This window comes from Variovorax sp. 10N432, assembly GCF_056394465.1.
In genome coordinates, this window is sequence record NZ_JBFTHX010000026.1 from 24,045 (window position 1) to 38,878 (window position 14,834).

The 14,834-nt window shown below is 70.6% G+C and carries 14 protein-coding genes; 5 read left to right on the plus strand and 9 right to left on the minus strand.

Annotated features, from left to right (window positions below):
- The first annotated feature begins 74 nt into the window (after positions 1 to 74).
- Positions 75 to 803: an oxygen-binding di-iron domain-containing protein gene (locus tag AC1DF3_RS25500; RefSeq protein WP_286535732.1), complete on the plus strand. Its 729-nt coding sequence runs from the start codon at positions 75 to 77 to the stop codon at positions 801 to 803.
- 13 nt (positions 804 to 816) lie between these two features.
- Here the strand turns inward: AC1DF3_RS25500 and AC1DF3_RS25505 are convergent, their stop codons facing one another.
- On the minus strand, positions 817 to 1,848 hold the full coding sequence (locus tag AC1DF3_RS25505; RefSeq protein WP_478141256.1) for an RNA methyltransferase: 1,032 nt from the start codon (positions 1,846 to 1,848) through the stop codon (positions 817 to 819).
- An 86-nt stretch (positions 1,849 to 1,934) separates the two neighbouring features.
- On the opposite strand from AC1DF3_RS25505, the gene AC1DF3_RS25510 reads away from it, so the two are divergent.
- A complete protein-coding gene (locus AC1DF3_RS25510) occupies positions 1,935 to 2,303 on the plus strand; it encodes a hypothetical protein (protein WP_286527306.1) in 369 nt (122 codons plus the stop codon).
- Positions 2,304 to 2,326: 23 nt separating this feature from the next.
- Here the strand turns inward: AC1DF3_RS25510 and AC1DF3_RS25515 are convergent, their stop codons facing one another.
- Positions 2,327 to 2,614: an acylphosphatase gene (locus tag AC1DF3_RS25515; RefSeq protein WP_478141257.1), complete on the minus strand. Its 288-nt coding sequence runs from the start codon at positions 2,612 to 2,614 to the stop codon at positions 2,327 to 2,329.
- Between the two features lie 26 nt (positions 2,615 to 2,640).
- Positions 2,641 to 3,360 (minus strand): pirin family protein, encoded by a 720-nt coding sequence (locus AC1DF3_RS25520; protein WP_478141258.1) that lies wholly within the window; start codon positions 3,358 to 3,360, stop codon positions 2,641 to 2,643.
- Positions 3,361 to 3,499: 139 nt separating this feature from the next.
- On the opposite strand from AC1DF3_RS25520, the gene AC1DF3_RS25525 reads away from it, so the two are divergent.
- A complete protein-coding gene (locus AC1DF3_RS25525; RefSeq protein ID WP_286535727.1) occupies positions 3,500 to 4,408 on the plus strand; it encodes a LysR family transcriptional regulator in 909 nt (302 codons plus the stop codon).
- A 12-nt stretch (positions 4,409 to 4,420) separates the two neighbouring features.
- Here AC1DF3_RS25525 and AC1DF3_RS25530 read toward each other — a convergent pair whose 3' ends face one another.
- From AC1DF3_RS25530 to AC1DF3_RS25540, 3 genes are read right to left on the minus strand one after another with little or no spacing between them, the layout of a single operon-like run.
- Complete coding sequence (locus AC1DF3_RS25530) at positions 4,421 to 5,326, minus strand: helix-turn-helix domain-containing protein (RefSeq protein WP_478141259.1); 906 nt, start codon at positions 5,324 to 5,326, stop codon at positions 4,421 to 4,423.
- Positions 5,326 to 6,414: a maleylacetate reductase gene (locus AC1DF3_RS25535; RefSeq protein ID WP_286535724.1), complete on the minus strand. Its 1,089-nt coding sequence runs from the start codon at positions 6,412 to 6,414 to the stop codon at positions 5,326 to 5,328. The genes AC1DF3_RS25530 and AC1DF3_RS25535 overlap by 1 nt, the downstream gene beginning before the upstream one ends.
- Positions 6,411 to 7,397, minus strand: a complete 987-nt coding sequence (locus tag AC1DF3_RS25540) for a tripartite tricarboxylate transporter substrate binding protein (protein ID WP_478141260.1) — start codon at positions 7,395 to 7,397, stop codon at positions 6,411 to 6,413. The genes AC1DF3_RS25535 and AC1DF3_RS25540 overlap by 4 nt, the downstream gene beginning before the upstream one ends.
- A 110-nt stretch (positions 7,398 to 7,507) precedes the next feature.
- Here AC1DF3_RS25540 and AC1DF3_RS25545 point away from each other — a divergent pair, with 110 nt between their 5' ends.
- Positions 7,508 to 8,440 carry a LysR family transcriptional regulator gene (locus AC1DF3_RS25545; RefSeq protein ID WP_286535720.1) on the plus strand — a complete coding sequence of 311 codons (933 nt, stop codon included), beginning with the start codon at positions 7,508 to 7,510 and terminating at the stop codon, positions 8,438 to 8,440.
- A gap of 19 nt (positions 8,441 to 8,459) precedes the next feature.
- On the opposite strand, the gene AC1DF3_RS25550 is transcribed toward AC1DF3_RS25545, so the two are convergent.
- A complete protein-coding gene (locus AC1DF3_RS25550) occupies positions 8,460 to 10,595 on the minus strand; it encodes a putative bifunctional diguanylate cyclase/phosphodiesterase (RefSeq protein WP_286535719.1) in 2,136 nt (711 codons plus the stop codon).
- 141 nt (positions 10,596 to 10,736) lie between these two features.
- Between AC1DF3_RS25550 and AC1DF3_RS25555 the strand changes: the two genes are divergently transcribed.
- A complete protein-coding gene (locus AC1DF3_RS25555) occupies positions 10,737 to 11,927 on the plus strand; it encodes a lipocalin family protein (RefSeq protein WP_478141261.1) in 1,191 nt (396 codons plus the stop codon).
- A gap of 5 nt (positions 11,928 to 11,932) precedes the next feature.
- Here AC1DF3_RS25555 and AC1DF3_RS25560 read toward each other — a convergent pair whose 3' ends face one another.
- Both AC1DF3_RS25560 and AC1DF3_RS25565 read right to left on the minus strand, forming a co-directional pair.
- Positions 11,933 to 13,258 carry an aspartate aminotransferase family protein gene (locus AC1DF3_RS25560; protein ID WP_478141262.1) on the minus strand — a complete coding sequence of 442 codons (1,326 nt, stop codon included), beginning with the start codon at positions 13,256 to 13,258 and terminating at the stop codon, positions 11,933 to 11,935.
- A gap of 30 nt (positions 13,259 to 13,288) precedes the next feature.
- Entirely contained in the window at positions 13,289 to 14,833 is a 1,545-nt protein-coding gene (locus AC1DF3_RS25565) for an amidase (RefSeq protein ID WP_478141263.1), read from the minus strand.
- Between the last annotated feature and the right edge of the window lies 1 nt (position 14,834).

Sequence of the window (14,834 nt, forward strand, 5' to 3'; positions counted from 1 at the left end):
GGGGCGCAGCATAGGGCCGCCACGCTGCGCGGCATGGCGACACAACCTGCCGTCTTTCACCCAAGGAGCCCCGCATGATCACCAACGCCACCGCCGGCACCAACGTGCAGGAAATCGCCACCGGCATCTACCGCATCAACACCCCCGTGCCGCTGCCCGATGGCCAGCGCTTCAGCTTCAACCAGTACCTGCTGGTGGACGACCAACCGCTGCTGTTCCACACCGGTCCGCGCCAGCTGTTCCCGCTGGTGAGCGAGGCGATCGGGCGCGTGATGCCGATCGAGCGGCTGCGCTACCTGGCGCTGTCGCACGTGGAGGCCGACGAATGCGGCGCGATGAACCTGCTGCTGGCCGCCGCGCCGCACGCCGTCCCGCTGTGCGGGCAGGTCGCGGCCATGGTCTCGATGGGCGACCTGGCCGACCGGCCGCCGCGTGCGCTGGCCGATGGCGAAGAACTGGCGCTGGGCGCCCACACGGTGCGCTGGTTCGACATGCCCCATGTGCCGCACGGCTGGGAATGCGGGCTGATGATGGACACCCGCACCCGGACCCTTTTCTGCGGCGACCTGTTCACGCAGTCGGGGCCGAGCGAGCAGGCCTTGACCGAGGCCGACATCCTCGGCCCCAGCGAAGCCTTCCGCCAGCAGATGGACTATTTCGCCCACGCGCCGCAGACGGCGGCGCTGCTGGCCGGCTTGGCCGCGCACGCGCCGCAGGTGCTGGCCTGCATGCACGGCAGCGCCTGGCGGGGCGACGGCGGCGCGCTGCTGCGCCAGTTGGCGGAGGCGGTCGCGCCGCATTGAGCCGAAGACGGACCTACGGCACTCTTCGCACCAACGCTTGCACCGGCACCTGGGCCGCGCGCGCCCGCAGCTGGCCGCAGCCGCCATCGACATCCTGGCCGGCCGAGTAGCGCAGCTTGGTGAGGATGCCGCGCTCGTGCAGCGTGCGGGCGATCTGCTTGCAGTGCTCCCAGGTCGGACGACCGAAGGGCACGCCGTCGACCGCGTTGAAAGGGATCAGGTTCAGCACGCCGTACTTGCCGGCGAGCAGGCGGACGATGCCTTCCAGCTCGTCCTCCCCGTCGTTGACGCCTTCCAGCAGCGTCCATTGGTACTGGATCGGGTAGCCGGTCGCGCGGGCATAGCGCTCGCCGGCGGCGACCAGTTCCTCGGGCGCGAGGTTCGGCGCCCGCGGCAGGAGCTTGCGGCGCAGCGCGGCCTTGGTCGTGTGCAATGAAAGGGCCAGCGCCGGCCTCACGCGTTCCTGCTGCAGCCGATCGAACACGCGGGGATCGCCGACGGTGGAGAACACCAGGTTCTTGTGGCCGATGTCACCGGCAGTGCCGAGCAGGTCGATCGCCTCGATCACGTTGTCCAGGTTGTGGGCCGGCTCGCCCATGCCCATGAACACCACCTTGCGGACCGGGCGCCGCGCGCGCGCCAGGGCGACCTGGGCGACGATCTCGGCGCTCCCGACCTGGCGCTGCAAGCCGTCGCGGCCGGTCATGCAGAACTGGCAGCCGACGGCACACCCGACCTGCGACGAGACGCACAGGCCGTCCCGCGGCAGCAGCACGCTCTCGACGGTCTGGCCGTCGGCGAGCGCGACCAGCAGCCGTTCGGAACCATCGGCGCCGGGATGGACCGCGTGGATGCGCGCCAGTCCCGCCAGCTCGGCTTCGATGGCCGGCAGGGCGGCCAGCAGCGACGACGGAAAGAAAGTGTCCGGCCGGCGCCGGCCGCTGTCCCTGGGCAATGCATGGGACCACAGCCGCAGGATCCGGTGTTCGTGGAGGGGGCCGGCGCCGGCGTCCCGCATTCGCCGTTGGAGTTCGTGGATTCGCATGCGCTGCCCGGAAGAAATTGACAGATTGTGCAATGGGTTCGCGCGATCCCTTCCCGCCCCGGCTCGAAGCTCATAGACTCGCCGCCATGCATATTGACAAGCAGGAACTTCTCACACGGCCGCGCAAGCTGCCGGCGTTCTCGGTAGAGCTTCGCGCCCCGGTGGGCTTCGAATTCAAGATCGGCCAACGCTTCATGCTGGGCCTGCCGGACATCGACAAGCACCTGGAGGCGCCGGGCGAAGACGTGCCCCTCAAGCCGATGGACGGCGTCGAAGTTCGTGCCGTCACCGCGGCGACCCAGCGCAAGGTGCTGCTTCGGGCGCACTACAGCGGCGCCACCGTCAACGTGCTGGTCGTCGCGGTCGCGCCGGCGCCGACCTATTCGGGCAATCGCGATGCGGTCTGGAAAGAAGCCGCCGCCACGGCCCGCATCGTGTTCGGCGAGGCGGCGTAGCCGGCCGTCGACGACTCAGGGCGTCACACGGTAGCCCGCTGCTCGAATCCTTCGGGCGCCCCGGCCGGATCGCGCGGCACCAGCACGTCGACCCGATCGACGCGCGCCTCAGGCGGACCGCGCTGCGCCCACCGCACCAGCGCCTCCACCGCCGCGGCATCGCCGACGGCCAGGGCCTCCACCGTGCCGTCGCGGCGATTGCGCACCCAGCCGCGCACCCCCAGCGCCTCGGCGGCCTGGGCCATCGACCAGCGGTAGCCCACGCCCTGCACGGTGCCGTGGATGATCAGGTGCTTCTGGACCGGTGACATCCCCGCACTGTAGTGCGTTTGTCCGCCTACATCGAAGGCCGTTCGCGCGGCCGCAGGTCGAACACCAGCACCTCGGCCTGGTCGCCCTTCGCGAACCTGAGCGCGCGCTCGTCGCGGATCCGGGCGCCGTCGCCCTGGCCCAGGCGCTCGCCGTTGACCTCGACGCTGCCCCGCGCCACATGCACGTAGGCGTAGCGGTCGGGGGCGAGCTGCAAGGTGGCGCTCTCGGCGCCATCGAAGAGCCCGGCGTACACGCGGGCGTCCTGGTGCACCGATAGCGAGCCTTGCGCGCTGTCGGGCGAGACGATCAGGCGCAGCTTGCCGCGCTTCTCGGCGGCGCCGAAGTGCACCTGCTGGTAGCGCGGCACCGCGCCGCGGACCGAGGGCACGAGCCAGATCTGCAGGAAGTGCACCGGCTCGCTTTTCGAATGGTTGAACTCGCTGTGGCGCACGCCGGTGCCGGCGCTCATCAGCTGCACGTCGCCGGGGCGGATGACCGAGCCCGTGCCCATCGAGTCGCGATGCTCCAGCGCACCGTCCAGCACGTACGACATGATCTCCATGTCCCGGTGCGGGTGGGTGCCGAAACCCTGTTCGGGCGCCACCCGGTCGTCGTTGATCACCAGCAGGTCGGAGAAGCCCTGCTGCTTCGGGTCATGGTAGTGGCCGAAAGAGAAGGTGTGGCGCGACTTGAGCCAGCCGTGGTCGGCGAGGCCGCGTTGGTCTGCCTTGCGGAGTTCGATCATGGGCGTTCCTTTCGGGGTTTTCGTTCGATGAAATTCACGATTCAGTGCGCCTAGTATCTCGCCACGATATGGCCATATGCTGACAATTTTCGGCTTCAATGATCGATAATTTCGATCATTCAAAGCGAAGGAACCCCCCGTGCTGAAGCTCAGCCTCGAAGCCATCGAACTGGTGGATGCGATCGCCCGCCACGGCTCGTTCGCCGCCGCGTCCGAGCGCCTGCACAAGGTGCCCTCGACCATCTCGTACGCCATCGGGCGCCTCGAGGAGCAGCTGGGCATCGCTCTCTTCGTGCGGCAGGGTCCGCGCGTCAGCCTCACGGCCGCGGGCCACGAGATGCTGCGCGAAGGGCGCTGGCTGGTGGCGGCCGCCGCCGACCTGGAATCGCGCATGCGCCAGATCGCCACCGGATTCGAGGCCGAACTGCGGCTGGTGCACGACTCGCTCATCCCGACCTCGGCGTTCAGCCACGACATCCGGGCCTTCGAGGACCTCAACTGCGGCACCCGCCTGCGGATCGCCTGCGAGACGCTGACCGGCACCTGGGAGGCGCTGCGCGACGGCCGCGCGGACCTGATCGTCGCTGCCGGCGACGGGCCCGGGGGCGGCGGCTACAAGGCGGTGTCGGTGGGCAGCCTCGACTTCGCCTTCTGCGTCGCACCCACCCATCCGCTGGCGATGCTGCAGCGGCCGCTGACCCGCGCCGACCTGCTCGACCACACCGCGGTGGTGGTCGGCGACGGCGCCCGCTCGATGTCCGACCGGACCATCGGCCTGCTGGCCGGGCAGCGGCGCATCACCGTGCCATCGATGGCGGCCAAGATCGCTCTCCAGGCCGAGGGACTGGGCCACGGCTTCCTGCCGCGCGCCTGCGTGCGGGCGGCGCTGGCGCGCGGCGATCTGGTCGAGCTGTCGCTCGAAGAGGCGCGGCCCGAAGAAGGCTTCTGGCTGGCCTGGAAGACCGGCACCGCCGTGGGGGAGGCGCTCAAGTGGTGGCGGGCCCGCCTGCAGCGGCCGCTGCTGCCGGACATCCTGCCGGCGGCCTGAGAACCTGTTCGGTCAGTGGCGGCGCATCCGCCGCCATTGCGCGGGCGAACTGCCCACGCGGGCGCCGAAGACGCGCGTCAGGTGGCTCTGGTCGGCGAAGCCGCAGGCGATCGCGATCTCCGACAGCGAGGCGGTCGACGCCTGCAGCATCTGCCGCGCCGCCTCGATCCGGCGCTCGATCAGCCAGGCATGCGGCGAGTGCCCGGTGGTCGCCTTGAAGGCCTTGCTGAAGTGGCCGCGCGACAGCGCGCACTCTGCCGCGACTTCCGCCAGCGAGACTTGGCGCGTGAGGTTTCCGGACAGCAGTTCCTTGGCGCGCCGCTCCTGCCAGGGCGCCAGGCCGGCCACGGTCGCCGGCCGCCTGCGGGCGCCGCCGTAGGTGCTGGCGAGGTGCGCGCACAGCGCCAGCGCCATGTGGTCGAGGAACAGCCTGCAGGCCTCGGCCGGCCGCTCCAGCGCCGGCAGCAGCGCCGCCGCGATGCCGGCCAGCACCGGGTCGGTCACGCCCGGGGTGCATTCCAGCGCGGCGATCGCGAGGCCGCCGCTTTCGCGCGCGAAGTCGTCCATCGCGGCGCGCGGCAGGCGAAACAGCACCGAATGGAAGGGACTGCACACGTAGGCCGACGGCCGCTCGGCGAGGTCGGAGATATGGACCGCGCCGCGCTCCAGCAGGCCGAGATGGGTCTGGGCATTGCCCTGGAAGAAGCGCCGGCTGCCGGCCCGTGCCAGTTCCACGCTGACGACGAAGGCGTCCTCGGCCGGCAGCGGGTCCAGCACGAACAGATGCGGCTGCGCGTGGTGCATGCTGGCCATGTCGAGCGACAGGCCGGGCGAGCGCGAGGCCGGCACGTCGTCGACCCCGTACTGCTGCGCGAGCTGGCGCGCGAACGGGGTGGGCGCGGCGCCGGGCGAGGCCATCAGATCCGCGGCGCCACGCCGTCGAAGGCATCCTGCAGCAGTTGCCGCAGGGCCTGTGCCTCGACCGGGCGCGGGTTGGCGTAGGCGTTCTGCAGCGCCAGCTCGCAGGCGCGGTCGAGGTCCTGCTCGCGCATGCCGATCTGCTTCAGCCCGACCGGTGCGCCGTTGGCCAGCGCCAGCGCATGGACCGCCTGCGGCGCGCTGGCGGCGTTCAGCGCCGCGGCGATGCGCTGCATAGCGCCGGCCGCGGCCGTGGCGTTGTAGGCCAGCACATGCGGCAGCACGATGGTGTGGGTTTCGGCATGCGGCAGGTTGAAGCTGCCACCCAGGGTATGGCAGAGCTTGTGGTGCAGCGCCATGCCGACACTGCCCAGCACGGTGCCGCACAGCCAGGCGCCGTACAGCGCGTCGCGGCGGGCCTGGGTGTCGGCCGGATTGGCATGGATGCCGGGCAGGGCGCGGCCGAGCGCGGCGATGCCCTCGACCGCCATCAGGTCGCAGACCGGGTTGCCGTCCACCGCGTAGAGCCCTTCGGCCGCGTGCGCGATGGCGTTGATTCCGCTGACCACCGACAGGCCGACCGGCAGCCCCAGCGTCAAGGCCGGGTCGTAGATGACGGTGCGCGGCAGCACGCGCGGATCCTTGCCGGTGCGCTTGAGCCCGTTCTCGGTCAGGCCGAAGATCGGTGTCATCTCGGAGCCCGCGTAGGTGGTCGGGATGGCCAGGATCGGCAGCCCCGATTCGAGCGCGATGGCCTTGCCCAGTCCGACGGTGGAGCCGCCGCCGATCGCCACCGCGGCGTCGGCGCCGAGGCGCGCGGCCGCCTCGCGCGCGGCGCGTGCGCTTTCGATCGGCACGTGCATCACGGCACCGTCGAAGATGCCCGCCGCGCTGGCGCCGAGCAGGTCGGCCACGCGCTCGGCCTGGGCGCGCTGGGGCGGCGTGCACAGCACCAGCGCCTTGCGTGCGCCCATCCGGGCGAGTTCGTCGGCGACCTGCGCCAGGCAGCCATGGCCGAACAGGACACGCTGTGCGCGGTTTTCGAAGCTGAAGGACTGGAGACGGCCAGCACCCGCATCGGTGGTCATTCGGCGACTATCTTACGAGCCTGGATCAGGCGGCCCCAGCGTTCGCTTTCGCTCTTGATCAGCTGGTTCATCGCGTCGCGGCCGCCGGCCACCACTTCGAAGCCGCCGTCCGCGAGCCGCTTCGCGACTTCCGGCTCGCGCAGGGTGGCGGTCATGTCGGCGGACAGCTTGTCGAGCACCGGTGCGGGCGTTTTCGCGGGGGCCACCATCCCGACCCAGGAATAGACCTCGAAGCCCTTGTAGGTCTCGGCCATCGCCGGCACCTCGGGCAGTGCCGGGTTGCGCTTTGGCGAGGTCACGGCGAGCGCCCGCAGCTTGCCGCTCTGCACCTGCTGCAGCACCAGCGGCAGGCTGGCGATCATCGAATCGACATGGCCGCCCATGAGGTCGGTCAGGGCCGGGCCGCCGCCCTTGAAGGGCACGTGCAGCCCCTGGCTGCCCGCGGTTTCGTGGAACAGTTCGGCCGCCAGATGGTTCGAGCTGCCGGCGCCGACCGAGGCGTACGACACCGCGCCCTTCGCCTTGGCCGCCGCCACGTAGTGCTGCAGCGTCTTGTAGGGCGAGGCGGCCGGCACCACCAGCACCATCGGCGAGCGGGCCACGTAGCTGACGCCGCTGAAGTCGCGCAAGGTCGCGTAGGGCAGCTTCGGGTAGATGTGCTGTTCGGTCGCGTAGGAGTCGAACACCAGGGCGACCGTGTAGCCGTCGGGCGCGCTCTTGGCCAGCGCCGCCATGCCGATGGTGCCGCCGGCACCGCCCCGGTTGTCGATCAGCACCTGCTGGCCGAGCCGGGCCCGCAGCGGCTCCTGGACCTGCCGCGCCACCTTGTCGACCGTGCCGCCGGCCGCGAAAGGCACGATCACCGTGACCAGCCGGGAGGGAAAAGTCTCGGCCCGTGCCGGGCCGGCCAGGGCCAGCGCCAGGCCGACCAGCAGGCCGGCGGAAATGAGGGAGCGGCGGGGCGTTGTCTCGGGTCGGGTCATGCAGCGGGTCCTTTTGATGATGGCGCCCGTCGATGCTATTCTTTGCGCTTCGTCATGGGAATCCGGCATGAAGGCCAAATGCCTTTGCGCCAGCCGCACAAATCGCACCAATGGAATCCATCCGCTTTGCCGAAAGCCTCTCCATGTTCGTCGACGTGGCGCAGGCGAAGAGCTTCTCGGCCGTGGCCCGGCGCAAGGGCCTGGTCGCGTCCTCGGTGGCGCGCCAGATCGACGCCCTCGAGCAGGACCTGAACGTACCCCTGTTCACGCGCTCGACCCGGGCCCTGGTGATGACCGAGGCCGGTTCGCTGCTGTTCGAGCGGGCGGTGAAGATCCTGCACGACATGACCGATGCGCGCAGCGAGGTCGTCTCGCTCGACGGCAGCGTGCAGGGRCTGCTGCGGGTGAGCTGCGTGCCGGCCTTCGGCCGCCGCCACGTGGCGCCGCACCTGGGCTCGCTGTTCGAGAAGCATCCGGCGCTCAACGTCGAGCTGGAACTCACCGAGCGGGTGGTCGATCCGGTGCTGGAGCGCTTCGACATCGTGATCCGCATCGGCGACCAGCCCGACAGCAGCCTGATCTGCCAGCGCATCGGCAGCCAGCGCTACATCATGGGCGCCTCGCCCGCCTACCTCCAGCGCCACGGGCGTCCGCGGACTTTCGAAGAGCTTTCGGGGCACCGGCTGATCGACCGCCAGCACAGCACCAGTGCGCGCGGCTGGCGCGAGCTCGACGGCTTCGACTGGCGCCGCCCGCCGCAGTTCGCGCTGGAAAGCAACGACTGCGACGCCCGCCGCATGTGCGCCGCCCAGGGCCTGGGCATCGCGCTGATGCCGAACTGGGCCATCGGCGAGGACCTGGCCGCGGGCCGCATCGTCGAGCTCGACCTCGAAGGCACGCCGCGCCAGGAGCCGAGCGGCATCTTCCTGGTGCGGGCCGCGCCGCGTGCCAGCGTCAAGGTCCGGGCCTTCACCGAGCACCTGCTCGAGAGCATCGGGCGTTCGGCCAGCTGGGTCAGCGACGCCGCGACGGCGGGGGAGTGACGCCGCACGCGTCCGGCGGCTACGGCGCCGGCGCCAGTCCCGCCGCCTCGTCCAGTGACCACCCCAGCACCGCATTGGCCCGCATCGGCCGCGCGTAGAAGAAGCCCTGGAGCTCGTCGCAGCCCATCCGCAGCAGCACGTCGCGCTGTCCCTGGGTCTCGACGCCTTCCGCCACCACCGTGAGCCGCAGCGCGTGCGCCAGCTTGATGACCGCCTCGACGACGGCGCGCGCATCCTCCTTGGACTCGATGTCCTTGACGAAGCTGCGGTCGATCTTGAGCTGCCGCGCCGGCAGGTCGCGCAACTGGCTGAGGCTCGAGTAGCCGGTGCCGAAATCGTCGATCGACAGGTGGACGCCGATGCGCGCCAGGCCTTCGAAGGTCCGGGTCGTGACTTCGCGCTCCTGGATCGCGACCGTCTCGGTGATCTCGCAGATCAGCTGCGAGCCGAGCAGGCCGTAGCGCCTGAGCGCTTCCTCGACCGAATCGACCAGCGAGGTTTCGCGCAGCTGGTGCACCGACAGGTTCACCGCCACGCGCATGTGGCGGCCCTCGGCGCTCCAGGCCGCGACCTGCCGGCAGGCCTCGTTGATGACCCAGTGGCCGAGCCGCACGATCAGGCCGAAGCGCTCGGCCAGCGGAATGAAGGTGTCGGGGCCGACGATGCCCAGCCGCGGGTGGTTCCATCGCACCAGGGCCTCGAGGCCGCTCATGCGATGGCGCCGGCCGTGGATCTTCGGCTGGTAGTAGAGCTCGAACTGGTTGTCTTCCAGCGCCTGGCGCAGGTCGCTCTGCAGCTGCAGGTGGTCGGCCGTGTCGATGGCCATGTGCGGCTCGAAGAAGGCCAGGCTGGAGCCGCCCGTGCGCTTGGCCGCGTACATCGCGGCGTCGGCGTGGGCGACCAGCTTCTCGGGGTCGCCGCGAAGGGAGTGCGTCGCGATCCCGATCGAGCACGAGATGCGCAGCTTCCGATCGGCCAGCTCGAAGGGTTGGGCGAAGGCGCGCAGGATACGGTTGGCCATCTGGACGCAGTCCTCGATGGCGTCCAGGCCTTCGAGCAGGAGCAGGAACTCGTCGCCGCCGACCCGGGCCACCGTGTCGCCCGCGCGGGCCTCGGTGATCAGCCGCTGCGCGGTGGCGATCAGGATCTGGTCCCCGGCGCCGTGGCCGAAGGTGTCGTTGACCGGCTTGAAGCCGTCGAGGTCGACGAACATCACGGCCAGATGTTCGACCACCGTCTTCTGGTTGACGCGTTCGAGGCGGTGCACGGCCTGGCGCAGCCGGTCTTCGAACAGCTTGCGGTTCGGCAGTCCCGTGAGCGGGTCGGACAGGGCGCGCTGGAGCAGTTCGTCGTTGGCGGTCTGCAGCCGCGCGTTCGACTCCTGCAGCGACTGCGACAGCAGGCGCGCGACCCGCTGCAGCCTGGCCTCGAGCATGGACGCGAGCAGCGTGCCCAGCAGCAGCACCAGGGTCGCGATGGCGACCGCGGCGCCCAGGCTTCGCCCGCCCAGCGCGTCGGCGCTCAGGCAGACCGAATCGGCCGGAAAGCCGGCCGCGGCCATGGCGGTGTAGTGCATGCCGCAGATCGCGGCACCCATCAAGGTGGCGGACAGCAACTGCATCGCGAAGCGCCGCCGCGCATGCACGCGCTGCAGCAGCCGGAAGATCAGCAGGGCGGCGGCCGAGGCGGCCACGGCGATCGCCGCCGAGGCCGCGACCAGGCGCCAGTCCCAGACGATGCCGGGCTGCAAGTCCAGGGCCGCCATGCCGATGTAGTGCATGGCGCAGATGCCGGCGCCCATCGCGACCGATGCCAGCGCGATCGAGCGGCGGCTGTACCTGCCGTGGCTCGCCACGCCGAGCGCGATCACCGAAGCGCCGACCGCGGCGAGCCAGGAGACGAAGGTCAGCAGGGTGGTGAAGCCGATGTCCATCGGCAGCATGAGGGCCAGCATGCCGACGAAATGCATCGACCAGACCCCGGTGCCCATGACCAGCGCACCGGCGATCCACCACATTCGGTTGACGCCGCCCTCGGGGGTGCGGACCTTCAGCGACAGGTCGAGCGTCACATAGGACGCCAGGACCGCCACCGCCACCGAAGCGAGGACGACCCACGGATCGTGCTCCGCGGCAAGAAAGCTGAGATCGTTCATGGAGGCGCGCCGGAAATGAATCCCCGTCTATCGGCAATTCGCGGCAAAAGTTGAGGGCGCGCGGCAATTTTTGTCGGTTGGTGACAAATGCAACTGATACGCTTGCTCACCCCCTGACTTCGCGACCCAGGAAATCCCGCCATGAACGCCGACGATCTCCCCAGAAGTTCCCGACGCTCCGGTTCGGGCCGCTGGCGCAGCGGCCGTTCGCGGCGGGCGCGCAGGAAGGGCCTGTGGATCTTCTTCGCCACCCTGGTGGTGGTGGCCGCGGTGGTCGGCGCTGGCCTGTACCATCTCCTGGCCTCCGAGCCGGCGCCGCTGGCGGCATCGGGCGCGGCCGCCGCCGCCGGGCCCGGACAGCCGGTCGAACGCACCGCCGCCCTGGCACCCCTGAACCTCCCGGCCGACGACCGGGCGCACGGCTCGGGCATGGAGTGGTGGTACTACAGCGGCATCCTCAACGCCACGTCGGGCGAGCGATATGCCTTTCATGTCGCGGTCTTCGTGGCCAACGGGCTGATCAAGCACACGGTCTTGCATGCCGCGCTGACCGATCTTCAATCCGGCCGGCGCTTCACCAGCCAGAGCCGCACCGGCGGCATGCCCTCGAACGCCGTCGAGAAGGGCTTCGATTTCAGGCCGGAGGGCTGGCAGGTCTCCGGCTCGGGTCCGGCCCACGTCGTGCGCGCGGCCCTCGACGGGGCATGGCTCACGCTCGACCTCAAGGACAGCCACCCGGTGGTCGCCCACCGCGCCGCCGATTCCCGCACGCCGGGCCTGCTCGATTTCGGCCAGAGCGGCATCAGCTACTACTACTCGCGCCCGCGCATGGAGGCGCAGGGCGAGGTTTCGATCGCCGGCAAGCAGGTGCCGGTGCGCGGCGAGGTCTGGTTCGATCACCAGTGGGGTGAGTTCGATGTCCTGACCCTGGGCTGGAACTGGTTCGCGCTCCACCTGGCGGACGGCTCCGACGTCATGCTCTATGCACTGTTCGACATGGAAGGCCGAAACGTCCTGACCGCCGGCACGGTCTCGGATGGCAACGGGGCGGCGGTGCCGCTGAAGGCCGGCGAGACCGTGTTGACGCCCGCCGGCACCTGGACCAGTCCGCGGACCCGGATCAGCTATGTCGTCGAATGGGACCTGAAGCTGCCTTCGGGGGTCTACCACCTCAAACCGCACCTCGCCGACGCGGAGTTCGATGCCGCCCAGACCACCGCCAATGTCTACTGGGAAGGTCCGGTCAAGGTCACCGGTGGCGCGGGCGGCGAGGGCTTCATGGAACTGAGCGGCTACGACCGGGTCGACCCGGCCAAACTGGCGCGCAAATGAGGTCCTCAAGGCGTCGTGCGCCGCGGCAGCAGCGCCGCGAAACGCGCCAGGAAGTCCCCCACGGCCTGCTCCAGGCGCGCGATCGCGTCGTCCTCGAGCGGTAGCGACAGCACGATGAAGCCACGTGGCGAGGCATAGATGCCTTGCGCGAGCAGATGGAAGAAGAACAGCTGGCGCAGGCGCGCGTCGACCGCTGCCAGGTCTTCCGGCCGCCGGATCTCGCCCGCCGCGAAGTGGGCGTTCATCACCGAACCGATGCCGGTGAACTGGAGCGCCACGCCGGCTGCTGCGCAGCGGCCATTGAGCCGATCGCGCAGCGCCGCGCCGCGCGCCGCCAGGGCCGCGGCGGCTTCGGGCGGAAAGAGCCGGGTCAGGCCTGCATGGCCTGCGGCCATGGTCACCACGTTGTTGTTGAAGGTGCCCGAATGGGCGAGCGGCCCGCTGCGCGGATCGAACAGCGCCATGATGTCGGCGCGCCCGCCAAAGGCGCCGAAGGGCATGCCGCCGCCGATGTACTTGCCCAGCGTGGTCAGGTCCGGCCGGAGGCCGTGCTGCGCCGCCAGCCCGTGCGGCGCCAGCCGCGAGGTCATCACCTCGTCGACGATCAGCAGGGCGCCGGCGTCGGTGGCCAGCGTTCGCAAGGCTTGCAGGAAGGCGGGCCGGCCCGGGATGCAGCCGCTGGCGCCGAGCATGGGCTCGACCAGCACCGCGGCGATGGCCGGCCCCTCGCGCGCAAAGGCGGCGCGCGCGGCAGCTTCGTCGTTGTAGGGCAGCACCAGGAAATCGAAGGGCACGGTGGTCGGCGCCGGCTGCGCACCGAAGCCCAGCACGCCGCCGTGGTAGCCGCCCGAGAAGACCACGATCCGCCGCCGCCCGGTGAAATGCAGCGCTGCGGTGATGGCCATCAGGTTGGCCTCGGTGCCGGAGTTCGTGAAGCGCACCCGTTCGATCTGCGCAAAGCGCTCGCAGATCAGCTGCGCGAGCCGGCCTTCGCGCAGGTTGTGGCCGGTGAGGTTGATGCCGCCTTCCATGGCCTCGATCACGGCCGCGCGGATCTCCGGGGCCGAATGGCCGTAGACACCGGCCGTGTACTCGGCGATGAAGTCGTCGTAGCGGTGGCCGTCCAGGTCCCACAGCACGGCGCCTTCGCCGCGCGCCATCGTGAGGGGGAAGGGCGCGTAGAACAGCACCGAGCGGCTGTTGGCGCCGGGCAGGTAGCGCGCATGGATGTCGAAGCACTCGCGGCTGGCGGGGTTGGACGCGGAGAACGCGTCCAGCATTTGCGCCAGCGCCTGGTCGAGCGCTTGGGATGTGGGCGAGGAAGTCGTCATGGCTCTTTCTTGTGTCTCCGTGCATTCATCCTAGACCACCGAGGTGGCACCGCCGCCGGCAAAGCCGGGCTCGCGCCAGTTCGCCGGCGGCGGCGCGGTGACGATCGAGTCCAGCGCCGGCTCCGTCATCCGCAGCGCGGTGAGGTCCGGGCGCGGTCGGCGCAGCACCGGGTCGGCGGCGAAGGCCTGCTCCAGCGCCAGCGCGGCCGAGAGCACCTGCAGGTCGCCGCGGAACGGCCCGACCACCTGCAGCCCGAAGGGCATGCCCCTGGCATCGGTGCCGCAGGGCAGCGTCAGCGCGGGGTGGGTGGTCAGCGTGGTGACGTAGGTGAGGGCCAGCCACCGGTAGTAGTTGGACTGCGCCTTGCCGTCGATCACCTGGGCGTGGGATTGCGTCCATGGGAAGGGCGAGACCGGCGTGGTCGGCGCCAGCACCAGGTCGTAGTCGGCGAAGGTGGCCTGGAAGCGCTGCAGGATGCGGGTCTGCTCGGCCTGCGCCCAGGCGCTGTCGAGCAGGCTCATGCCGGCGCCCATCTCGTAGTTGGCGCGCGGGTTCTCGCCCAGGCTCGCAGGGTCCTTCTCGTAGGCCTCGCGCATGCCGGCGACGAAGGCTTCGGCGCGCAGCACGTCGAAGCAGCGGTGGACGTCGCCGAGCTCGAAGCGCACCTCGTCGCAGCGGGCGAACAGGTGCCGCATCGCCGCGATCCGGCTGGCGAAGGTGGCACGGATCTCCGGGTCGACGTCGCAGCTGCCGAAGTCGGTGGTCCAGGCGACCCGCAGGCGGCCCAGCTCGGCGGCCCGCGGCTGCAGGAACGCGAGCGGGTCGAGCGGATAGCTGAGCGGGTCGCCGGCATGCATGCCGGCCGTCGCGGCCAGCTGCAGGCAGGCATCCCCGACGCTGCGCCCCATGGGACCGACGACCGAGATCGGCGTCCAGCCCAGCAGCTTGCGCACGCTCGGCACCACACCGGGCGAGGGGCGGAAGCCCACCACGCCGCACTTCGATGCCGGGATCCGCAGCGAGCCGCCGGTGTCGGAGCCGGTGCACACGGGCAGCATGTCGCAGGCCAGCGCGGCGGCCGAGCCGCCCGAGGAGCCACCGGCATTGAGGCGGGGGTCGAAGGGGTTGCCGGTGGCGCCCCACACGGGGTTGCGCGAATTGGCGCCGGCGCCCATCTCGGGCACGTTGGTCTTGCCGGCGACGATGGCGCCGGCGCGGCGCAGGCGGGCCACCAGTTCGATGTCCTGGGTCGGCACGTGGCCGCGAAAGGCCGGCGAGCCGAAGGTGGTCAGCAGGCCGGCCGTGGGCTCCAGGTCCTTGACGCCGAGCGGCAGTCCGTGCAGCAGGCCGAGAGGCTCGCCTCTCAGCACCGCCCGCTCGGCGGCGCGGGCCTCGTCGCGGGCGCGCTCGAAGCAGGTCGCGGTGACGGCGTTGACGAAAGGGTTGACGGTTTCGATGCGTTCGATGCAGGCCGCCAGCAGCTCGACCGGCGAGATCTCCCGGGTGGCGATCATCTGCCGCAGCGCGACGGCCGAGTGCTCGACCAGCGCGACGGGACGGACAACTTCGCTCATC